Here is a 22,169-nt window from a genome sequence, read left to right on the forward strand (position 1 = left end):
CAGTTTGCGGGTTGTTACCCATTCATTTCTTTCAGATTATCTATATCCAGGGATTTGTGCTGGTGATAGATTTGCAGGATCAGTGCCAGACCGATCGAAACCTCTGCGGCCGCCATGGCCAGGATGAAAACAAACATCACCTGACCGTCCGGCTGCCCCCACCGGGAGCCGGCGGCCACAAATGCCAGACCGGATGCATTGAGCATGATCTCGACAGACAACAGCATGAAAACGATATTCTTACGGATGATGACCCCGACGATCCCCAATGCAAACAGGAGACCGGCCAGCAGCACCACCACCTCGGCGGAAACAGATGTTTTCATAGCACCATTTCTTCTTGTTTCTCTTCTTCCCTCTCTTTTTCTTCCTTTAAAAACCGATGTAATACCAGCTTTTTGTGGCGGCCGATGTGTGCAGCACCCACCACTGCGGCCATCAGCAGCATAGCCGCCAGCTCAACGCCGATCAGGTATTCCCGGAACAGTGAAACAGCCACTTCGCGGGGGCTTACGACAGCCGGACTGTACGTACTTTGCCGCGATGAAAGCACCAATGCCAGAAATTCGGCAAACAGGATCGCAGCCAGCATCGTAGGCCCTGCCCAGACTTTCAATTTCAGCCATTTTCGTTCCTGCTCGGCCGTCTCTTTCCCCAGGTTCAGCAGCATGACCACAAAAATGAAAAGCACCATGATCGCCCCTGCGTAAATGATGATTTCCAGCAATGCTGCAAACGAGGCGCCCAGCAAGTAAAAAAGCATAGCATGCGCCAGCAGCGATACATTCAGGTACAGCAGTGCATGAACGGGATTATGCCGCGTGATCACCATTAAAGTGGCCACAATAGCGACAGCGCCGGCAATGTAAAAGGCGATTTCCATAGTTTACGGGATTAAACTGCGTATGTCCACGGGCGGCTCTTCGTTCTCACCTTCTCCTTTTCCCTTCACACCGGCGGCCAGCCCGGCCACTTTGTAATAGTTATAACCAGGGTATTTCCCCTGGCTGTCGATCAAAAGGTCCTCTTTTTCATACACCAGATTCTGGCGGTTGTATTCACCCATTTCAAAATCGGGGGTGAGCTGGATAGCGTACGTAGGGCATGCTTCCTCACAGTACCCGCAGAAAATGCATCTTGAAAAATTGATCCTGAAAAAAGCGGGATACCTTCTTCCATTCTCGTCCTCCGTCGCTTGCAGCGAAATGCAGTCGACCGGGCAGGCGGCGGCGCAGAGGTAACAGCCAACGCAGCGCTCGCCCCCGTCGGGGTCACGCGTAAGCACGATCCGCCCCCGCCAGCGCGGGTGAAGCACTATTTTTTCTTCGGGATATTGGATTGTCTCCCGTTTCCTGAACATATGCAGGAAAGTGAGGCCAATCGATCTGAGTAAGCTGATCATGGGCGCGTCGGGTTAATGGTTAGTTTTTCAATAAGGTAAAAGCACCGGTGACGAGCAGGTTGAGCAGGGCTATGGGCAGGATGATTTTCCAGCCATATTCCATCAGCTGATCGTACCGTGGGCGTGGAAGCGAAGCGCGCAACAGAATGAAGAACACAATAAAAACAAACGTTTTGAGTGTAAACCAAACGACAGGAGGCAAAAATGGACCCAGCCATCCTCCAAAGAAAATGGTCACCACCATCGCGGAGATCAGGATGATCCCCAGATATTCCCCAATAAAGAACATACCGAACTTCATGCCCGAATACTCGGAGTGGAAGCCTGCTACCAACTCGCTTTCCGCTTCGGGAATGTCGAAAGGTAACCTGTGCGTTTCGGCTATTCCGGCTGTCAGAAAAAGTACAAAAGCAACCGGCTGCGTCACCACAAACCAGAGATCCTTTTGTGCCATTACAATATCCGTCAGCCGGAATGAGCCCGAAAGCATCACCACACCCATCAGAGAAAGTCCCATAAAAACTTCGTAGCTGATCATCTGGGAAGCGCCACGCAGTGCACCCAGCAGTGAATACTTATTGTTGGAAGCCCATCCGCCCAATACGATACTATATACACCGAGGGACGACATGGCTAGAAAAAATAACAATCCTATGTCCAGATCAGCCACCAATATGTCCGGAGCGAAAGGCACCACCACAAAACTCAGCAATACAGCCGCCGCCACGATCGCGGGCGCAAAAACAAAAACAGCCTTCTCGGCAAACGGCGGTATCCAGTCTTCCTTAAAAAACAGCTTGATCGTGTCGGCCACGACGATGAACAAGCCGAAAGGCCCGGCCCGGTTGGGACCGTAGCGATCCTGCCATAGCGCCAGCATACGACGTTCCAGCCAGATCAGCCAGGCGGCGATGGTTGTCAGCGTAAACAGGATGATGACGATCATCAAGGTATATTTCAGGATCTCGTTCATAACAATGCTTTGGTTAGGACGCCTTTCGCAGGCCATGCGATGCCCGATGTCGAGGGCAGGTTATACGGTATTCCTGCCAGGCCTTCCGGTATTTCGTCTTTCCGGACAACCGTAAGCTCGTAGAGCTCCCCACCTATCTGTACTTGTAATACATCGCCCTCCATCGTTTGCATGCGTTCCGCATCCAGGCTGTTCATGGCAATGTAAGGATGCGGAATGCGGCTTTCCACCGACGGAGAGCGCACGCTGAGCTCATCGGAACCGTAAATGTGCGGTAAGGGCACCAGTGTCATTTCATCCGGCTGTCGTTCGAATGCCGGCGGAATATGTTCCTGAAAACCATTTTCAAAATGCAAGCCCTCGCCCGATAAGCGCACGCCCGGATCCCCGCCGCGCAGCGATCCGCCGGTTTCGGTCTGGTATTTGTGAACCGACTGGCCGGAATTCCATCCGGGCGACCAATAGAACGGGATCAGAGGCGCAGGCGGCATGCCCCGGTAACCTTCCATGGTAAAAGAAAGCGGTGAATCCACGTCTTCGGGTGGCTTGGGTTCACTCACAGCCACATTGGCCAATATGGCGGTACGGCCACTGAACCTGTGCGGCTCCCGGGGGATACGTTGGCCGTTGATCCGGAAATCGGATGGTGGAGCGGCGCGCTCGATTCCTTTGAATTGGGGCATCGCAGCTACCAGCTCTTCGAGCAGGTTGTCCAGCTCCCGTAACTCGTTGGGCATCGCGCCGTTCTGAAATTGCCTGAACTCATCGAGCCACCGCCAGCTTTCCCGGATATTTTCGTTTTTGGGCATAAAAACCTGAAAAAAGCGCTGTGCACGCCCCTCATTGTTAACGAGTGTCCCCTCTCCCTCAGCGAAAGTGGCGGCAGGCAGCAACACGGTCGCTTTGCGGGCAGTGTCGTGTGCGAGGTGATCCAGTACGATAATATTTTTAAATGTGCTTAAAAACTGATCGACCTCCAACCGCTCGCCATGGCGGTACAGATCATTTTCCAAAATCACAGCGGTAGCGAAATTACCGGTTTCCGCAGCTTTCATCGCCGCGGTCAGCGAGGGGGCCTGCATCATGGCCAGCCCTGTGGAATTGCATTCGGGAACTACAAAACATAGCCCGGCTTTCCTCTGAGCTGTTTCCAGCGCCCGGCCGATCTGATACGCCGCCTGGATAATGTCTTCATCGAAAAGCGTCATACCCGACACAATGAGAGGTCTCTCCGCTTTTTGCAAAAATCCCGCCATATGCCTGGCCGATTCCAATGTTTGCGCATCCATGCCTTCCGGCCGGGGGGTATTTGTATCAATGTAGTGGGCAATTGCAAAGCCGAAACGTGCAATATCTTCCGGGGCTGCATGAAGCGAACCGGATGCAAGTTCGTCGAGCTTGGTATGCACCGGATAGGCCATAAAAAGTTCTCCCTTATCATCCTGGACCAGTTCCCGGACGGCGGCATCATGCCAGAGCGGGATGTTGGAGCCCGAGATGTTTTCCAAAGGTTTGGTGCGCACCGCCTGCCGTAATGCCAGTGCAAGCCGCGGTGCCGAATTGGTCGGGTCTTCGCCCAACACCAGAATCACATCGGCATGTTCTGTTTCCTTTAACGATGGCGTATAAACGTGCCCACTATGTTGTATCGCAAGTATCTTGTTGAGCATCCGCGCTTCGTTTTCGGGGATGCCCTGGTAAAACTGCTCTTCCCCGACCAGACGGCGCAAAGCGAAATTGGCCTCTAACGTGGCCCTGGGGGAGCCAACGCCAATCATCCTGCCTTCTACCAGGATCGCATTGAGACTCTCGAACAGGTTTTTCTCATTATTTTCCGCGCGAACGACAGGCTGTCTCACCCTGCCCGGATCATTCACAAACCCGTAGCCATACCGACCCCGGTCGCAGATGAAATAGCCATTTACGGCGCCATTGAACCGGTTGGTGATTTGACGGAGCTCCCCATACCGTTCGCCCGCGATGATGTTACAGCCCAAACTGCAATGCTGGCAAACCGAAGGGGCCATTGTCATATCCCATTTCCGGGTATAATGCTCCCTCAGGCTTTTATCCGTAAAGACGCCGGTCGGACAAACCTCGGCCAGGTTTCCGCTGAATTCGTTTTCAAGAATACCATCCTTTTCCCTTCCGAAATACACATGGTTGTGGGCCGCGAACACATCCAGGTCTTTTCCCCCCGCATAATCCTTGTAAAACCTTACGCAACGGTAGCACTGAATACAGCGGTTCATCTCATGGTGGAGGAACGGCCCCAGATACTGGTTTTGATAAGTTCTTTTCGGAAACCTGAAACGGCGGTAAGCGTGGCCCGTCATGACGGTCATGTCCTGTAAATGGCAGGAACCGCCCTCGTCGCACACCGCGCAGTCGTGCGGGTGGTTGCTCATCAGCCATTCGATATTCTGCGAACGGAAATCGTGTGCGGTGGCATCGGTCAAAGACAGGTACATATTATCCCGTACGCCTTCCATGCACGCCATCACGAGGCGGCCTGTCGCGTCATTTTCGTCCTTGAAAAGTTTGACAGCGCATTGGCGGCACGATCCTACCGATCCCATAGCCGGGTGCCAGCAAAAGTAAGGCAGATCGAGCCCCAGCGCGAGGCACGTTTCGAGCAGGTTTTTACCCGGCTTTACGTCATAAGGCTTCTGGTCGATATAAATGCGTACCATGATAATTTACCGCCAGGGGCATTTTTTTTGATCGATGTGCTTTTCAAAATCCTCTCTGAAATATTTCAGTGCGCTTTGCAGCGGCTCCATTGCACCGGGCGCGAGCGCGCAGAACGTGTTACCCGGCCCCAAATACCGCGTATGCATTTCAAGCAACTGCAAGTCTTCCGGCCGGCCTTCGCCGCGCTCCATGGAAAGCAGTATTTTCTCCGTCCAAGGCAGCCCCTCGCGGCAAGGCGTACACCATCCGCACGATTCCTGGGCAAAGAAATGTTCGAGATTATGGACAAATCCGACAGGGCAGGTATGGTCGTCGAGGACGATCATCGTACCGGTGCCCAGTCTGCTTCCGGCAGCGGCAACGGACTTGTAGTCGAGTTTGATGTCCATATGTTCCTGCACCAGAAAGTCGGTGGAAGCGCCTCCGGGCAATGCGCCCCTGAAAGCGTATCCATTGGCCATTCCCCCGGCGCAGTCCTCGATCAGTTCCCGCATGGAAACGCCCATCGGCAGCTCCCAGAGACCCGGCTTTCTGACCCTTCCGCTGACCCCGTAAATCTTCGTTCCGGCATCATTCCCTTTTCCCAGGCTTTTGAACCACTCGGGTCCGTTATTGATAATGTGCGGGATATTGCAAAGCGTTTCGACATTGTTGACAATGGTGGGCTTACCAAACAATCCGCTCACCTGGGGAAAGGGAGGTTTGGCTCTGGGCGTGGCCCGCTTTCCTTCCAATGCATTGAGCAACGCAGTTTCTTCGCCGCAGATGTAGCGCCCCACGCCGGTGTGCAGGTACATTTCCAGATTATAACCCGTGCCAAGAATATTTTTGCCCAGATAACCCGCCGCATAGGCCTCATCCATGGCGTGTTTAAGCAGCCGGCCGGCTTTTTTATAAGCCCACCGTAGAAAGATGTAAGATATGTTGGCCTGAATGGCGAATGCCGAGATAATCATGCCCTCGATCAGCTGATGCGGGTTACCCTCCATCAGCATACGGTCTTTGAATGTACCCGGCTCCATTTCGTCGGCATTCGCAATCAGGTATTTCACCGGGTGATGCCCGTTCATCGGAACGAAGCTCCATTTCATACCCGTGTTAAAGCCCGCCCCTCCCCTGCCTTTCAGATCCGATGCCTGCACGATGTTCGTGATGTTTTCGGGCGACAGCGAGAGCGCTTTCCGCAACGCCTGATACCCTCCGTTTTTTTCGTAATCGCGGAGATTGTAGCAGGGGCGGTCGAAGCTGATATGTTGGGTAAGGGGCGTTTCCATATCGTCAGTGGTATCTGTCCAGTATTTCGTCCAGGTCGTTCGCCGTCACGTCGCGAAACAGTTCGTTATTGATCATCAGCGCCGGGGCGTGGTCACAGGTGCCCAGACAGGCATTGGGCAGGAGCGTAAATCGCCCGTCGGGCGTTGTTTGCCCGAAGCTGATGCCTAACCGTTCCCGGAGCTGCCCGTATATCTTTTCATACCCCATTACATAGCAGCTAATGCTGTCACATAAGAGAATAACATTTCTTCCAACCGGTTTTCGGAAAACGAGGTTATAAAATGTAGCTACGCTATCGAGTTCCTCCGGCGACATTTCAAGGTAACCGGCTATCGCATGCAGGCTGTCGTCGGAGATCCATCCCCGGTGCTGCTGCACGATTTTCAGGGCTTCGATAGCCGCCGCACGCCGCACTGGCACCAGTGCGATCTCGTGGTCAATCTCCTCCATTTCTTCGGGTGTGAGTGTCTCCTGGGCGATCATGACAAAATTGTTTGTTGATTATCGGTCTATATCAGCCAAAACATAATCGATACTGCCGAGAATGGACAGCAAGTCGGCCACCGTGTAACCCTTACTGATATACGGAAGCATTTGCATGTGCGGGAATGACGGGGTCCGGATCCTCACCCGGTATGCCGACGTGCTCCCGTCGCTGGTCAGGTAATAACTGTTCGCGCCCTTTGTGGCTTCTATACAACTCATGGCCTCACCGGCAGGAATCACCGGGCCCCAGCTTACGTTGAGGAAATGGGTAATGAGCGTCTCGATGTCCTGCATTGTATTTTTCTTGATGGGTGGCGTCGTAAGCGGGTGGTCCGATTTGTAAGGTCCCTCGGGCATATTGTTCAGGCATTGTTCGATAATGCGCAGGCTCTGACGCATTTCTTCGACGCGTATCAAAGCCCGGTCGAAACAATCGCCGTTTTGCATGACCGGAATTTCGAAATCAAAGTTTTCGTAGCCCGAATAGGGCTGTTTCTTCCTGAAATCCCATTCAAAACCGCAAGCCCGCAGTCCGGGACCTGTAACGCCCCATTCAATCGCTTCTTCGAGTGTGTATATGCCAATGCCTACTGTCCGCGCCTGGAAAATACTGTTGCGGATCACCATCTGGTCGTATTCGCGGAGCCGTTTGGGGAAATAATTTACAAAATCACGCACGAGCTTGTCCCAGCCGGCAGGTAAATCCTGGGCTACGCCGCCGATACGGAACCAGTTGGGGTGCATCCTGGCCCCGCAAATGGCTTCGATGATATCAAATATCTTTTCCCGGTCGGTGAACATATAGAATACCGGCGAGAGCTGACCCAGATCCTGGGCAAAAGTACCGTACCATACCAAATGACTGGCAATGCGGAAAAGCTCGCATAACATCACCCGTATCACCTCCACGCGTGCCGGTACCCGGATCCCCGCTAGCTTTTCCACCGCCAGCAGATAAGCCAGGTTGTTCATCACACCGCCCAGGTAGTCGACCCGGTCGGTGTAAGGGATGTACGTGTGCCAGGACTGTCGTTCGCCCATTTTTTCGGCCCCACGATGGTGGAAACCGATGTCTGGTACTGCATCGACGATGTCTTCGCCGTCAAGCTGCAAGATAATACGGAGCACGCCGTGCGTACCCGGGTGCTGCGGCCCGAGGTTGAGGAACATAAAATCGGCATCGGCGCTATGTCTTTTCAATCCCCATTCTTCCGGGTTGAATTGTAATGCCTCCTGCTCGCGGTCCTGTTTTTCTTCCCAAAGCCGGAAGGGGCCCATTTCGGTTGCGCGTGCGGGGTGCTCTTTTCTTAAAGGATGGCCGGTCCAAGTTAACGGCATTAATATACGTCTCAGGTGCGGATGGCCTTCAAACCGGATTCCGAACATATCGAAGACCTCCCTTTCATACCAGTTTGCATTTTTCCAAAGGGAACAAATGGATGGAATGGATGGATACTCTCCATGCAATGCTACTTTAATGCGGATGAACCTGTTGCGCCCGAACGAAAGCAAATGGTACACCACCGTAAAATCCGGTGGTACAGCCCCATTCAGTGCTGCCTTTGTCCTGCTGCGCTCATCAATGGCACTGAGGTCAAAGAGCATCTCGTAAGGACGGGGCACCCTGGTTTTCAGGTGCGTCAGCAATGCCACTACCTGCTCTTTCTTCACGAGCAGCGTGGTTACTCCGTCTGTATTAATTTGTATTTTAAATGCTGATTCGCCCAATGCGGCCCTCAGCTCACCTTCGAGACCGGAATCTATTTCATCCATGTCAAACAGTGTCAGGCGTACGAAAATCAACGATCTTCTTTCTCTCCTCTCGCTTCTCCACCCGCATTACAGGCTTTTCCGGCCTGATAACACCCTGGGGGCCAATTGCCCAGCTCAACGGTCTCTGCTCCTTCCCTACCGATTCGGATAGCAGCATGAGCCCTTGCATAAACGCGTCCGGCCGCGGCGGGCAGCCCGGTACATATACATCCACGGGAAGAAATTTATCTACCCCCTGAACAACACTGTAGATATCGTACATTCCCCCGGAATTGGAGCACGAGCCCATTGAAATGACCCATTTGGGCTCCATCATCTGCTCGTGAAGCCTTTTGATGATCGGTGCCATTTTCACGAAAACAGTCCCTGCGATCACCATCACATCGGCTTCGCGGGGCGTTCCGCGGATTACTTCGGCGCCAAATCTTGCCACATCATATTTGCTCGTGATGCTGGTCGCCATTTCTACAAAACAGCAAGAGAGGCCGAAATGGAACGGCCACATCGAGTTCCGTCGTCCCCACGCAAGCAGATCCTGAACGGTCGTGAGCATCACGCTCTGCCCCACAGCTTCTTCGAATGATCCTGTTCCCTGCGTTGCTGCCGTGGGATCGGATGGTTTACTTAGCCACCAGTTCATGGTATGCTTGCCCTTTGGGCAGTTTACGGTAAGCTTTGAGGATCTTCTTTCCGTCGGGTCCGAAGTTCAACGCGCCGATACTCCATTCGTAGATCAGCACGGCAAACAGCAACCCTATAAAAACACAAATGCCGAGGTACCCTGGCCACCCGAGTTCACGGAATGCCAGAGCCCACAGCACGATAAATACCACCTCGATATCAAAAATGACAAACATCATCGCGATCAGATAGAACTGCGCAGAAAACCGCAGCCTTGCCGAGCCCGTTTCGAGTATTCCCGATTCGTAGGGCTGTTCGGACGCCGCTGTGCGGTGACGTTGACCGAGAAAGTAAGAAAGCGAAATAATCAGTGTCAATAAAGCAAAAACCAGTAAAGTATATAGCCAAAACGGCCATCCTGGCGTGCCAGACGCATTTAAACGATCCATAAGCAATCCAATTTAGAAAACGGGAACAGTAACGGAACTGTATTCTCTCAGATTGGCGTGAAAAAATGGTAAGATGATGGAAATGAAGAAAATGCTTAAATGCCCGTGATGTAATGTTTCAGGTTACCTATAATGTACTCCTGATCTTCGATGATGTACTTTACCACGTCTCCAATGGAAATGATGCCCGTGAGCCTTTCGTCGTCGATAACAGGAAGATGCCTGATAAATTTGTCGGTCATGCAAGCCATGCAGTCTTCAATAGATGTATCCGAGGATACCGTCAGGGGGTTACTTGTCATGATTTCCCCCACCAATAAATCTTTAGAGGCCTTACCTCTCAGGATAACTTTCCGTGCATAATCCCTTTCTGTGAAGATTCCAACGACTTGCTGCCGCTCCATTACCAGCAACGCGCCGATGTTTTTTTCAGCCATCAGTTCCAAAGCTTCGAAAACAGTGTTGTCCGGCCGAATAGACACTGGTCCTGTTTTCTTTGTTTCTAGAATATTTCTGACTTTCCCCATAATTAGCTCATTGTCTTAGCAGATCAGCTATAAATTTTGGTTAACATAAATATATTTACCAATTCAATGAAAAGCTAATATTCAAGCTTTTTTTTATATTTTTTCTTGAATGACCCTATTCACCCCGGACTGCCAGCACATTGCCGTCCGGATCGGAAAAATGAAATCTTCTGCCGCCGGGGAAGGAGAAAATATCGACGGTTATGGTTCCTCCGGCCGCGATGACTTTATCCTTCACACCTTTCAGCTCTTTGGTGTACAAAACCGCCAGCGGATTGCCGCCAGTTGTCTCCTGCGAACTTTTTTTGCAAATGCATCACCGCCGTCGTCCTGATCAAACAGACTGCCCCGCTTGGTTGGGTTGTATCGAACTACGCCCCTAATAGCGGGAGCACCATCGGCCAGCACTCTATTTTTTTGCGCTTTTAGGGTATTGGGAGCGGTTTTTCGGCTCTTTAAGATATTTCCTAAACACCGCAACTTTAATATGATGATCAAGAAACCAACCGAACCTGCGCTCAGGGCGGAAGCCTCGCCTCTACTCCTGAGCAGGCGTGAAATGCTCGGATTAGCCGGTATGGCCGGTTTGACGGCCTTAAGCGGCATTTCCGCCGGAGCTACACCCAGGGAGGCCCAGCAAAGGCCTCGTATCGCCTGCCTCGTCACGTACTGGGGTGCCACCAGATCGCACGCCGACTGGATCATCGCCAAGCTGATGGACGGCTACTGGTGGCAGGGGGCTCACACGCCTTCCCGGATCGACATCGTTTCAGTCTACATCCATCAGTTGGAGACAAGCTTGCTGGGCCAGAAAGTTTGCAAATCCAAAAACATTCCGATCTTCAAAACCGTCGGTGAAGCAGTTACATTAGGTGGGAAGGAACTTGCGGTGGATGGCGTGGTAATCGTCGGCGAACACGGCGACTATCCTACCAACCTCAAAGGACAATGGATGCTGCCACGCTGGTGGATGTACGAAAAGGTGATCAGGGTTTTCGAGCAAAGTAAGCGATCGGTACCAGTCTTTAACGACAAGCACCTTTCTTACAGCTGGGATGAAGCCAAATGGATGTTCGACAAGTCCCGCGAGCTAAACTTTCCTTTGACCGGCGGATCTTCTATCCCTGTACATTACCGAAAGCCCGAAATTGAAATTGATATCGATACGCCCATCAAAGCGTCGGTCATGCTGGGCGGCGCGCCGGACGAGGGCGCATTTTTCCATTGCGTTGATGTGTTGCAGGCCTTTGTAGAACGTCGGAAAGGTGGCGAGACGGGCGTAAAATCGGTACAGTGCATTCGCGGACCGGAAACCTGGAAATGGACCGAAAAAAATCCATGGGCGGCAAAGCTCCTTGAATCTGTTCGCGCGAGTTTGAATCTCAAACCCGGACATTTTCAGGAGATCGAAAGAGCTAATGTCTGCATCGTCGAATACAACGACGGCACGAAAGCAGCCATATACAATGCCAGGGATGTCGGCTGGACTTACGCCGCAGAGATTGAAGCGCGTAAAGAGCCGACGATCATTTCGATGCTCGAATGGCCGGGACCTTTTTCCCAATACCACGCCTCCAACTCCCAGCCACACTGGATCGTCGAGACGATGGTGACCAAAAAAGAACCATTCAATGCGGAGCGACTGCTTTTATCGACAGGGATTACGGCATTCAATATGGAATCCAACTGGCAGAACGGGGTCTACTCCCCTGTCGGACGCCGGATTGAAACGCCTTTCATGAACATGACTTACCGATCCACGCGGGGCGCGCAATTTAACAAGGGAGAGCGGCCGCCGAATGTGCCTTACATGAGGGGGTTTGCGGAATGAATTTGGACCGGGTCGCCGGGCGATGATTGACCGGGTCGCCGGGCGATAAATGAATGGGTCGCCGACTGGATCGCCGGTCGATAAATAAATCAGTGAACTAATTGATCGATGAAACGCAGAGACGCTATTAAAAGCCTGGCACTGCTGCCGGCAACCGGAAGTGTTTTTCCAATAAAATCAATGTTATCCGCTCCATTTGCAGGGAGTAATATGCCCTTGGCTTCGCCAAAACCCATGCCCGACCTACACCGCAACGCATTCGTCATGGATGGGCATACGCATGTGATGAGCCGTGAATTGGTGTTAAAAACCGATATCGGCCAGCGCTATCCGGATGGGACCGTCGATCTGCCCAGGGCGAAGGAAGGCGGGCTGGATGCGATGTTCTTTTCGGTTTATACGCCGGAAAACTATTATCCCGGAAGGTTCGAGACCAAAAACACTTTCCGTGTGGTGAACCTTGCATTGGATCAGATCAAAAAGAACCATGCGATGATCGAGCTGGCGCTCACGGCTTCCGACATTGAACGAATCAACAAAAAAGGCAAAATGGCGGCTTTCCTCGACCTGGAAGGAGGATATGACCTTCATGGCGACCTTGACCTGCTGCGTGCCCTTTACAAGCTTGGCCTGCGCTCCATGCAGCTGACCGCGCACAGCACCACCAACGCATTTATTGATGCCTGCAACGACGTCTATACCTGGGGCGGCATTAACGATCACGGAAAGGCGGTGGTCAAAGAAATGAACGATCTCGGGATGGTGATCAATGTCGCGCATGCATCGAATGACGCCATAATCCAGTCGGTGGCAGCGAGCCGCCACCCGGTCATTTACAGTCACGGCGGGTTCTACAAAATAGTAGACCATCCCCGCTGCATTTCCGACGAAGCCGCAAAAGCTATTGCCGCAAAAGGGGGCGTGATCGGGGTTCATTTCGGCAGCCTCTTCAACAACCCGAAATACTGGGCGTGGCAAAAGGCTAACAATCCGATCAGGGTACAACCCGATCCCCAGCCGAAAACACCGCGGATTCTTGCCTCCCAGGTTACCACGCAGACGATCGAAGAGGTGGACAAGGAATTTGCACGCGAGCTGCCATTTACCTACAATGGCACCATCCCCGACGAATATTGGATGCACGTTGACCAACTGGCGAAAGTGATCGACTATGGAGTAAGACTGGTTGGGGAGGATCACATTGCCCTGGGTTCCGATCTGGACGGTGGCCCTGAACTGCCGCGCGAGATCAAAGACATCAGCGATTACCCGCAGATAACAATTGCATTACAAAAGCTGGGTTACACCGACCAGCGAATCAAAAAGATCCTTGGCTTGAACTGGCTGCGGGTGATCAGGCAGGTAACGGAGGGGAAATAATACCCTGCAATATAGCTCATTGCAGTCGGTAGCGGAATGATGTAAACCCGACAAGCCTGCCGGGTTTACATCATTCAATAGTGAAGTTTTTACTTCGCATCAGGGTATTTCCCAAGGATTTCCCTTGCTTCTTTCGAAAACTGTTTGCTGAGGCCCGCGGCATCATTAACGGGATTCTCCATGGATCCGCGCCAAAGCAGCTCGTTGTTTTTGGCATCAATTACGTCGATGATCAGCGTTCCGTCAGTATAATGTTCCTGGTGATAACCCGTGTTCCAGGGGTTATAGTAACCCGAGTAGGCTATTGGGATCAGCTGTCCGTGGAAGTAGTAGGCGCGCGGACCAAACCCAAAACCGTAGTAGGGATACACTGGCGCATTGGGAACATTCTCTGTTTTCTCAGAAGTATAAATGTGATACATCAAAAGCAGATCCGGGTTTTGATCGTCTTCGATGATCCCTTTCCTGGCAAACTCAGTTTTTACCGCAGTCCGGATGTTCTCCTCGGTAATGGAACCGGACAGAGACGGTAGTTGCGAAGTTTTTACATCCGGTTTTACCCAGGCGTATTTCTTATAGGCAGCCAGGTGCGCCGAATCGACCTGATCTACCTTAACCGAAGCGCAGCCTGCCAGTGAAAGTAGGGCGGCAAACATGAGCGCATTGATGCTTGTTTTCATGGGATTAGAGGCTTTATATGGATGATGTTAATGGTCAAATGTTTTTCCGGATGTAAGCTTTCAGCTTTGCGGTCTGCTGTTTTAAATCTGCCTGGGCTTTTTTCGCGTCGGCATCGGCGCCGCGTTCCGTTTTTTTGAGCAGCGTCCGGGTTTCGTCGATCAACTGCTTGCCTTCTTGTTTAGCAGAGGCCTCGGTATCAGCCGTTTTCCTTTCAAGGCCATCCAGCACAGCCCTGAGATGGTCGTTGGATTTGACTTCAAATTCGGGGATGCTTTCCCATTCTTCTATCTTGTAATGAGTAACCATCATCTCGGCGGGCCAGAAGCCTTTTTTGAGGTCTGCCGAAGTAAGCTTGCCCTTTTCTGCCTGCTTTTGTAGTTGCTGCAAATGATTGACAGATTGGGTGAACTCGGCTTTCAGCGCTCCCTTGTCCTGGGCTCCCTCCTTTCGAATGGCCGAAATACCTTCACTGATTTCGGCGGAGGCTTTTGGATAGTCCTTCTCGTCCAGGTACTTTACGGCGGTGTTAAAATGCTTCTCCGATGCGGCCAGGACCGGCTCGGCGATCTCTTCCGATTTGTAAACGGTGTCGTAGGCAATCTTATCGCTTTGGAGAGAATCTGCGTGGTATTGTGCTTCGGCCTTTTTCTTGCTTTCGCATCCGGTTTGCAGGATGCCAATACCCAGGGCCGCTAGGGTTGTAGAAAAGATGATGCCTGTTTTCATGATTTCAGCTTTGGTTAAGTTTCGTCTAAGCTTCGATTTCTCCTGAAATCAAAGTCAAACGAAAGTAGAAGCTGCCTTCACGAGGGACAATAAATGATCGTTAGAAAGAGGCAAAGTATCGTTGAAGCGGGCAGGGCTGTCGTTCAGCGGACTGGCCCGGACTCGTCCCCACGGCCAGTCCGCCGATATGGATAAAGCCCGATACTTTTTGGTCGGGAAGGTTCTTGAATGCGATCCTGATGTAGTTTGTCAAAATGCTTCAAGGGCTGGCCAAAATTACTTGCCAGCCCTTGAAGCGATGCTAAACCCTTGTCCGGCAATGCGTCCGGCGTGTTTTAAAATACTGCTCAGATAAGCACTATTTGGTAATGGGAAGCGGATTCCAGTAATAAGCATGACTCACATCATCCGGCTTATTTACCAGCGGCACTTCGGCGGGGTCGCGTAATGCATTGGCCTTACCCAAAGTTTCGGTACGCATCAGGTCAAACCAGCGAATACCCGCTTCGACTGCAAATTCCCATCCTCTTTCGGCCACAACGCTATCACGGAAGGCGGTTGCGCCCAACCCTTTTTGCAGGTCGGGAAGCCCCGCTCTCTTTCGTACCTGGTTGATCGCGTCATACGCGGTCGCGTCGGCAGACGAAGACATCGCTTTCGCCTCTGCGTAGGTGAGCAATACTTCGGGGTAGCGGATAATAAAAGTGGTAGCGCTTCCCCACCAGTCGTTCGTGCTGTGCGTTGCCCAGTTGTAGCTGTTGTCGTCGCGATATTTGAGGAAATAAGGGTGTTTTTGCAGAGTTTGCTGCCAGGTAAGCACTTTCTTCGGATCGTTTTTGAGGAAATAATCCTTCTGATAGGTCGCATCCTTCCTGGGGCCTGCCGGGAAGCGGTTGTAAAAGCTGATTTCTCCGAAACCATCTTCCCATCCACCCTCTTCATAGTCGGGGGCCAAAGGCAAGGGGCCGATCATATTCCCGTTTTCCCAACTCCACTGAGGGATATCGTTATTAAAATAGCAGGCAAACACAGCTTCTTCATTATACTTGTTACCGATCTTCCATATATCGGCATAGTTTGCCATCAGTTTATACCCCCACGTTGCACTCCCGTCGATCACTTCTTTGGCCTTAGCCGCTGCGAGTGCGTACTTGTCGTTTTGTTTGAGGGGCCAACCTGCCATAGTCAGGTAAACATTGGCCAGAAGTGCCTTTGCAGAGCCTCTTGTGGGCAATATGTTGACGCCGTTTTGCTTTCTTTCACCGTCCCATTGATCGGGCAGCATGGATTCGGCCTTCAACAAATCGGCCACAACGAGGTTATAGATGTCCTGTACTTTGGCGTTGGGCCTGTCGTTGTCAATCGTTGGTTCGGTTGGCATCGGCACTTCCCCCCAGCTCCTGGTCAGGTAGAAATAGGCCATGGCCCTCATAAAGTAGGCATGCCCTCCCGTGTTGTTCTTTTCTGCGTCGGTAGCTTCGCTGGCTTTTTCGTAATTCTGGATAATGGAATTGGCCGATTTAATCGTAGCGTAAAAGTACTGCCACCAGTTTGTCAGCCTGCCATTCGAGGAATTCGCACGGAAAGTATCAAAATCCGAAAAGTCAATTTTATTGCCGGCTCTTTTGGAAGTAATATCATCGGCACCATAGTAGTTGCCCGCCATTTGATTGAATGCTCCGTTGAACTGCAAGGCAAGGGCTGCGGAAGCCATTTTCAGGTCGCTGCCGGTTTTATAGAAAGTGGCAGGAGTAATACTGCCTTTCGGATCTTCCGCCAGAAAGTCGTCGCTGCACGACGTTGCAATCAGCGAAACAATAACGCCTATTGAAATAAGTATCTTTTTCATCTCAGAATATTTTCGATCTTAAGGTGATTTCTCAATTAAAAGCCAAGACGCAATCCTACCGTGAATGTCTTCGGCGAAGGATAGGCTCCCAAGTCAATACCTGCGTCGGCATCGCTGTTCGACTCGGTAGAAGTAGCCTCAGGATCGTAGCCTTTATACTTGGTCAGCGTATAGAAGTTCTGAATGCTGGCGTATACCTTCGCCGAAACACCCTTCAGCAAAGTGGCTGGAAGCTGATACGAAATGCTCACGTTTTTCAGGCGCACATAGCCTCCATTCTGCAAAAACTGGGTCGATTCTACCCAGGCTTTATTTTTGCTGCCGGGGTTTGCCCATTCGGAACTCGGGTTGGAAGGCGTCCAGTAGTTGGCGGCGTCGGCCAGGGTAATAAACTTGACATCGCTTGTCGGAACAGCTGTGCCCGCATAGGTGGCATTGAAAATCTTATTCCCATGCGATCCCTGTACGAAAACATTCAGTTCAAATCCTTTATACTTAAAACTGTTGTTGAAGCCCCATTGCAAGGTCGGGGTCGCGCTGCCTGAAATAACCCGGTCCTCGAACCCGATGGAGTTGTTTCCGCTTACATCCACATATTTATAGTCTCCGGGCTGGGCACCAAGGGCTCCGTCGGCCTGCTGATGAACGCCTGCCCAGGGAATCAGGTAGAAAGCGCCCAAGGGCTGGCCCACTTTGGTTACCTGTATGTTATTACTGATCAACCCGCCTCCGATGACATTACGGACAACCATGCTGTCCTGCCCCATACTGATCACCTTGTTTCTGTTAACCGACAGGTTTACCGAGGTATTCCAGGTCAAGCCGTTTCCCGATATTGGTGTGCCCTCTACCGACAGTTCGAAACCTTTGTTTCTTACCTTTCCAATATTTTGTAAAAAGCTCCCGCCCCCGTCGTACACGGGCACCCGGCTGAACAGCAGTAGATCCTTTGTGTTTTTATTGTAGTACTCGGCAGTGATATTCAACCTGTCGCCGAAGAAGCCCATTTCCAAACCGACGTTGGTTTGCGCGGATGTCTCCCATTTCACGTTCGGGTTGGCCGGGTTCCCCAAAGTATAACCCTGGTAAACAGTGCCGGTACCATAAGAGTAAATGGCGGGATTCAACAAACCGAGCGTGCTATATGGGGCTATGGCCTGATTTCCGGTTACTCCCCATCCAGCCCTTAGTTTAAGATGCGAGAACAGGTTCAGGTTTTGTATGAACTGTTCATTGTTTAGCTTCCATCCGACACTGAACGACGGGAAATTGCTCCATTTATTACTTCCCTGGAATTTGGAGGAGCCGTCGCGTCGGATAGTGGCCGTTACCAGGTACTTGTCGTTATAATCGTACGCAACCCTTCCCATATAGGACAGCAAAGCCCAGTTTAAATAAGAAGAGGAAATAGACTGGGCGGCATTCAATCCAAGGTTGTTATAGCCGTTGGAAGTGGAGGCCAGCCCTGAACCGGATGCACCGAACCCGTTGTTTGTATTGGAAGTGGATTCCATCAGCGCGGTTGCCGTGATGTCGTGCTTACCAAATGTCTTGTGGAAGTTAAGCACATTGTTGTTCTGGAACGTATAGCTTTCTCCGTAGTTCTGCCCCGAACCCATCGAGGAGCCCACCCATTGATTGTTCAGGTAAGCGCCCCTCGACGTCCGCATATCAAGGCCGGCATTGATGTTCAGCGTAAGCCAGTCGGTGATATTATATTTCAGCATGCCATTAAATACGCCCACGTTGGCAAAGTTCTGTCCCAGTCTTTCTTTAATGGTCATGTAGGGGTTTGCCCAGATGGGTGACACCCCTAAGCGATTGTAAACTCCGGGGCTGTCGTACACCTGCTCAGTGGGAGCCCAGGTCAGTGCGGATGTAACCGGGTTTCCTTTGGAACCTATATCGTTATTGTTCAATGAATTGATTCTGCCCGCGTACAGGTTTACGCCAAAGCTCAGCTTTCTGCTGATTTTGAAATTCAAATTGGTACGCAAACCAAACCTTTTCTGGCCGCTGTTGATCAGCAAACCCTGTTGATCAATGTAAAATCCTGAAACATAGTACTTAGTGCTTTCGCTACCGCCGGTGGCCGACAGTTGATGGCTCTGTGTTACCGAATTATCGAAAATCAGCCCTTGCCAGTCGGTCGATTTGCCGGCATATGAATTGGGGTCCGGAAAACTGCCCGGAACTACCACGTTGGCCACATTGGCATAGGTGGTTGCGTCCATAAGCTTGTATAATTTCATCGGCCTGTTGAAGCTGGCAAAGCCATTGTACTCTATTTTTGGCGGGCCCGACTTGCCGCTTTTTGTGGTAATGATGATCACGCCATTCGCGCCTCTTGACCCATAAACGGCTGTCGCAGAAGCATCTTTTAGGATATCCATCGATTCAATGTCGTTCACATTCAACTCCTGGATACCGATGCTGCTGAGCGCTACACCGTCCACAACATACAGCGGATCATTGCTCGCATTGATCGAGTTGGCACCCCTTACCCGGATTTTCACCCCGCCGCCCGGTGCCCCTGAATTGTTTACTACGGTAACACCCGGCACTCTCCCCTGCAGGGCTGCCGAAGCATTAACCACGGGCTGGTCCTTGTAGGCCTGCGCCGAAATGGTAGAAACCGCGCCCGTCACGTCCTTCTTTTTGGCAGTACCGTACCCAATCACGACAACCTCGGAAAGTGCCTTTTCATCGGTGATCAGCAAAACATCCAGCGTTGTCTGGCCGGGTTGTAGCTGGACCTGTTTACTCACATAGCCAACATATGAAAACACCAGCACGGCATTTTCGTCGGCCACTTTCAGCGAAAATTTTCCGTCGGCATCGGTTATCGTGCCCGTCGTGGTTCCCTTAATGGCAATATTAACGCCAGGCAATGCCGCATTTTTATCGTCCAGTACCTTGCCCGTGATCAGCTTTTCATCCACTTGCCCGGTGCCCGAAAAGGCATCCTCGCCGGGGGGATCGGTGACCAGCGAAGAGCCGGCCGGCAGAAGTTTGAGCACAATTTTCTTGTTGATGGTCTGATACGTAATGTTGTCGGGAGAAAACATCTTGTCCAGCGTCTCGGCAAGCGTCTTGTTCTCGACGTCGATCGAAATGCGCCGGTTGACGGGAAGTAACTGTAAGCTATATACGAACTTCACGTTTGCCTTTGCTTCGAGCGTCGTCAATATTTCCTTAATCGGCTTGTGCTCAGCCTGAATACTTACTTTTTTATACAAAAGCTCCTGCGCCCGGCCTTCGCGGGCGAAACTCGCGGCCGCGGCCAGAAATGCCAGGAAGAGCTGTAAGGCGGTTAATTTCATAATAGTCCACAAAGGATCTATGATTCCAGATACTTTTTTCATTTTTTTGTACCGTTAAAACTTAAGAAGGTTTGACAAAAAGACCAGACTCTTGCTTGACTGTCAATCGCTCAAGAGCACAGCTGGACTTACGGCCGGTAAATGCTCCAACATTTTCCGGCCTTTTTGATGGTGGTGGGTCTGATAGTTATTATCTCATATTTGTGATTTAGGTTGAACTTATTTCAGCTATCATCGGCATCCCGGGCCCGAGATTACAATATGGTTGTCCCTGACCTCGAAATCTGCGTTAATTGCCGCGCATAGGATTTCGAGTTTCGAAGTCAGACCAGCGTCCTGCGACATATCGGCCGTGACGATACAATTTTTTACTTCCGGCGAGCTTACGACGAATGTTACGCCGTAAGCCTTTTCAAACAATGCAAGTATATCCGAAACCGCCACTTCCCTGAACGTGAATGTTTCGGTGAGATCCACATTGCTGTAATCGGGCAGCAGGGCCGGTTCGTCCATCAAGCCTGGCACAAGACTATCATCATGAGACAGATACGTCACTTTTTTGTTCGGGGTCAGCAGCACCGACTTGCCGGAGGCCTCCCCCACTTGCTTCTTCGTTTTCTCAACAATGACTTTCCCTGAATATACCGCCACTTCGATATTGCTTGTTCCTTTGAGCTTTTTGACCGTAAAACTCGTACCTACCACCCGCGTTACGATATTGTCGGAATACACCAGGAATGGCCTTCCGGCATCTTTTTCCACTTCAAAATACCCCTCACCTTTCAGATACACGACCCTGCTGGTGTCTTCGAAAGCAGATGGATAAAAAAGTGAGGAACCGGCCGCCAACCGGCATTTGCTTCCGTCCGAAAGGGCGATGGTCAGGGATGTATCGCGGTCGTTGGTAACTGTATTTAAATGCGCGATAGCCTCGGCGGCAATCCCTGCGATCACAGGTTTGTCGGCAGAACGATTGTTATAAATCAAAAATGTAGCGAGCAGCAAAATTACCGCCGCGGCAACACCCCTGAACAGGTAGGCCGGCCGCCAAAGCAGGCGACGCCTTCCGGCCTCCGGCTGGTCCAGACGTTTTTGCCCGATCCGGTCCCAAATTTCGTGCTCAATGCCCGGATCCGCATCCAGCGCGCTCTGCTTCTGATCGTAATCGATGGAGTCATACCAGATATCCATCATCCTGGTTTGCTCGGGAGTGGTTTGCTCTTTCTGGTATTTTCGTAAAAGATGTAAAAACTTCCTGTGCTTCTTTTTCATTGCAGGCAAGGCTTAATATCCGACTGTCATATACCCAGTAGGGAAAAGCCCTGCGCACCGCAAATGGTGTAAAAATATATTTGAAAGTTTATATTAATATTAAAGAAAGTCGTAAAAAATCTTCCTTTTATCCAATGACGGGATTTAGGTTCACAAGCCTTTCCTGATCATCAGAGAAGTGGCAAGCGCAAAAAAGACGATGATATATTCTTTAAGATGCCCGCGTAGATGGCGCAGGCCAACGGTGATGTGGTATTCGACGGTCCTTTCCGGCAAATTCAGCAGCCGGGCTATTTCTATTACCGTCCGGCCTTCCAGGCGGTTGAGTGTAAAAATCTCGCGCGTTTTTTCCGAAAAACCATTAATGCATTCCAAGATTCTTCCATTGAGCTCTTCAAAGGCCAGCTGATCTTCGACCGAGTCGGTCACTTCCTCCCCGAATTTCGCCCAGAGCGCTTCACGGTGCCGTTTACCGACGATCTGTTTATCATAGAAGTCCAGTACCTGAAACTTGACGGCTTTAAAAAGATACCGCTCCAATTCCAGAATTTGCGCACTTCCCTTGCGCTGCCACAAATCCAGAAATATATCCTGAACGATCTCCTTGGCGGCATCGTCGGATCCGGTTTTTGAAAAAGCTTGCCGGAACATCTTCTTCCAGTATCTGCGGTAGATCTCCGAAAATGCCCAATCCTCTCCCATTGCGAGGTTTCTCACCAATTCATCATCACTTATCAAAGAGGTCACTGACATAGCTCATGCCAAATTTTAATCGCGAACCGGGTTTACTGCATGCAATTTAATCCTATGAAAATGTCCGAGCGCGAGGTTTCTTCAAAAACCGGATTCGGCACATCAGCCTGATATTAAACAATACAAAGGAATAATATTTATTTTAGAAGACTAA

At 51.2% G+C, this 22,169-nt stretch carries 21 protein-coding genes; 2 read left to right on the plus strand and 19 right to left on the minus strand.

Features of this window, described 5'->3' with window-relative positions:
* Nucleotides 1-14: 14 nt before the first annotated feature.
* From nuoK to ACTJJJ_RS06710, 12 genes are all read right to left on the minus strand, one after another.
* The gene (gene nuoK / locus ACTJJJ_RS06655) at nt 15-326 is read right to left on the minus strand and encodes an NADH-quinone oxidoreductase subunit NuoK (RefSeq protein ID WP_188929419.1); all 312 of its coding nucleotides are present in this window, start codon (nt 324-326) and stop codon (nt 15-17) included.
* On the minus strand, nt 323-883 hold the full coding sequence (gene nuoJ, locus ACTJJJ_RS06660; protein WP_188929417.1) for an NADH-quinone oxidoreductase subunit J: 561 nt from the start codon (nt 881-883) through the stop codon (nt 323-325). The genes nuoK and nuoJ overlap by 4 nt, the downstream gene beginning before the upstream one ends.
* 3 nt (nt 884-886) lie before the next feature.
* Nucleotides 887-1,402, minus strand: a complete 516-nt coding sequence (gene nuoI / locus ACTJJJ_RS06665) for an NADH-quinone oxidoreductase subunit NuoI (RefSeq protein WP_188929415.1) — start codon at nt 1,400-1,402, stop codon at nt 887-889.
* A 19-nt stretch (nt 1,403-1,421) separates the two neighbouring features.
* Entirely contained in the window at nt 1,422-2,375 is a 954-nt protein-coding gene (nuoH, locus tag ACTJJJ_RS06670; protein WP_188929413.1) for an NADH-quinone oxidoreductase subunit NuoH, read from the minus strand.
* Nucleotides 2,372-5,068 (minus strand): NADH-quinone oxidoreductase subunit NuoG, encoded by a 2,697-nt coding sequence (gene nuoG, locus ACTJJJ_RS06675; RefSeq protein ID WP_426294350.1) that lies wholly within the window; start codon nt 5,066-5,068, stop codon nt 2,372-2,374. Before nuoG ends, nuoH begins: the two co-directional genes overlap by 4 nt.
* A 6-nt stretch (nt 5,069-5,074) precedes the next feature.
* A complete protein-coding gene (gene nuoF / locus ACTJJJ_RS06680) occupies nt 5,075-6,343 on the minus strand; it encodes an NADH-quinone oxidoreductase subunit NuoF (protein WP_188929409.1) in 1,269 nt (422 codons plus the stop codon).
* 4 nt (nt 6,344-6,347) lie between these two features.
* Nucleotides 6,348-6,827, minus strand: a complete 480-nt coding sequence (nuoE, locus tag ACTJJJ_RS06685; RefSeq protein ID WP_426294349.1) for an NADH-quinone oxidoreductase subunit NuoE — start codon at nt 6,825-6,827, stop codon at nt 6,348-6,350.
* A gap of 18 nt (nt 6,828-6,845) precedes the next feature.
* Nucleotides 6,846-8,603: an NADH-quinone oxidoreductase subunit C/D gene (gene nuoC / locus ACTJJJ_RS06690; RefSeq protein ID WP_426294348.1), complete on the minus strand. Its 1,758-nt coding sequence runs from the start codon at nt 8,601-8,603 to the stop codon at nt 6,846-6,848.
* Between the two features lies 1 nt (nt 8,604).
* Nucleotides 8,605-9,243 carry an NADH-quinone oxidoreductase subunit NuoB gene (gene nuoB / locus ACTJJJ_RS06695; protein WP_188929403.1) on the minus strand — a complete coding sequence of 213 codons (639 nt, stop codon included), beginning with the start codon at nt 9,241-9,243 and terminating at the stop codon, nt 8,605-8,607.
* Nucleotides 9,224-9,673 (minus strand): NADH-quinone oxidoreductase subunit A, encoded by a 450-nt coding sequence (locus tag ACTJJJ_RS06700; RefSeq protein WP_188929401.1) that lies wholly within the window; start codon nt 9,671-9,673, stop codon nt 9,224-9,226. Before ACTJJJ_RS06700 ends, nuoB begins: the two co-directional genes overlap by 20 nt.
* A gap of 95 nt (nt 9,674-9,768) precedes the next feature.
* Nucleotides 9,769-10,200 carry a CBS domain-containing protein gene (locus tag ACTJJJ_RS06705; protein WP_188929399.1) on the minus strand — a complete coding sequence of 144 codons (432 nt, stop codon included), beginning with the start codon at nt 10,198-10,200 and terminating at the stop codon, nt 9,769-9,771.
* A 115-nt stretch (nt 10,201-10,315) separates the two neighbouring features.
* Nucleotides 10,316-10,462 (minus strand): hypothetical protein, encoded by a 147-nt coding sequence (locus ACTJJJ_RS06710; RefSeq protein ID WP_426294347.1) that lies wholly within the window; start codon nt 10,460-10,462, stop codon nt 10,316-10,318.
* Between the two features lie 225 nt (nt 10,463-10,687).
* On the opposite strand from ACTJJJ_RS06710, the gene ACTJJJ_RS06715 reads away from it, so the two are divergent.
* Together ACTJJJ_RS06715 and ACTJJJ_RS06720 are read left to right on the plus strand one after the other, a co-directional pair.
* A complete protein-coding gene (locus ACTJJJ_RS06715) occupies nt 10,688-12,031 on the plus strand; it encodes a hypothetical protein (RefSeq protein WP_426294346.1) in 1,344 nt (447 codons plus the stop codon).
* 234 nt (nt 12,032-12,265) lie between these two features.
* The gene (locus ACTJJJ_RS06720) at nt 12,266-13,411 is read left to right on the plus strand and encodes a dipeptidase (RefSeq protein ID WP_426294345.1); all 1,146 of its coding nucleotides are present in this window, start codon (nt 12,266-12,268) and stop codon (nt 13,409-13,411) included.
* An 89-nt stretch (nt 13,412-13,500) separates the two neighbouring features.
* Here ACTJJJ_RS06720 and ACTJJJ_RS06725 read toward each other — a convergent pair whose 3' ends face one another.
* The 7 genes from ACTJJJ_RS06725 to ACTJJJ_RS06755 all read right to left on the minus strand — a co-directional run bounded on the left by ACTJJJ_RS06725 (nt 13,501) and on the right by ACTJJJ_RS06755 (nt 22,015).
* Complete coding sequence (locus ACTJJJ_RS06725; protein WP_188929391.1) at nt 13,501-14,091, minus strand: DUF4136 domain-containing protein; 591 nt, start codon at nt 14,089-14,091, stop codon at nt 13,501-13,503.
* A gap of 34 nt (nt 14,092-14,125) precedes the next feature.
* Nucleotides 14,126-14,818 (minus strand): hypothetical protein, encoded by a 693-nt coding sequence (locus ACTJJJ_RS06730; RefSeq protein ID WP_426294344.1) that lies wholly within the window; start codon nt 14,816-14,818, stop codon nt 14,126-14,128.
* Nucleotides 14,819-14,918: 100 nt separating this feature from the next.
* Nucleotides 14,919-15,071 (minus strand): hypothetical protein, encoded by a 153-nt coding sequence (locus tag ACTJJJ_RS06735; protein WP_426294343.1) that lies wholly within the window; start codon nt 15,069-15,071, stop codon nt 14,919-14,921.
* Nucleotides 15,072-15,176: 105 nt separating this feature from the next.
* Nucleotides 15,177-16,667 (minus strand): RagB/SusD family nutrient uptake outer membrane protein, encoded by a 1,491-nt coding sequence (locus ACTJJJ_RS06740; RefSeq protein WP_426294342.1) that lies wholly within the window; start codon nt 16,665-16,667, stop codon nt 15,177-15,179.
* Nucleotides 16,668-16,702: 35 nt separating this feature from the next.
* Nucleotides 16,703-20,032, minus strand: coding sequence for a TonB-dependent receptor (locus ACTJJJ_RS06745; RefSeq protein WP_426294341.1), 3,330 nt, complete (start codon nt 20,030-20,032; stop codon nt 16,703-16,705).
* A 189-nt stretch (nt 20,033-20,221) separates the two neighbouring features.
* Nucleotides 20,222-21,262: a FecR family protein gene (locus tag ACTJJJ_RS06750; RefSeq protein WP_426294340.1), complete on the minus strand. Its 1,041-nt coding sequence runs from the start codon at nt 21,260-21,262 to the stop codon at nt 20,222-20,224.
* A gap of 150 nt (nt 21,263-21,412) precedes the next feature.
* Complete coding sequence (locus ACTJJJ_RS06755; RefSeq protein ID WP_188929379.1) at nt 21,413-22,015, minus strand: RNA polymerase sigma factor; 603 nt, start codon at nt 22,013-22,015, stop codon at nt 21,413-21,415.
* Nucleotides 22,016-22,169 lie beyond the last annotated feature (154 nt).

Origin of the sequence: Dyadobacter sp. 22481 (genome assembly GCF_052044875.1) — a bacterium.
Classification (GTDB): domain Bacteria; phylum Bacteroidota; class Bacteroidia; order Cytophagales; family Spirosomataceae; genus Dyadobacter; species Dyadobacter endophyticus.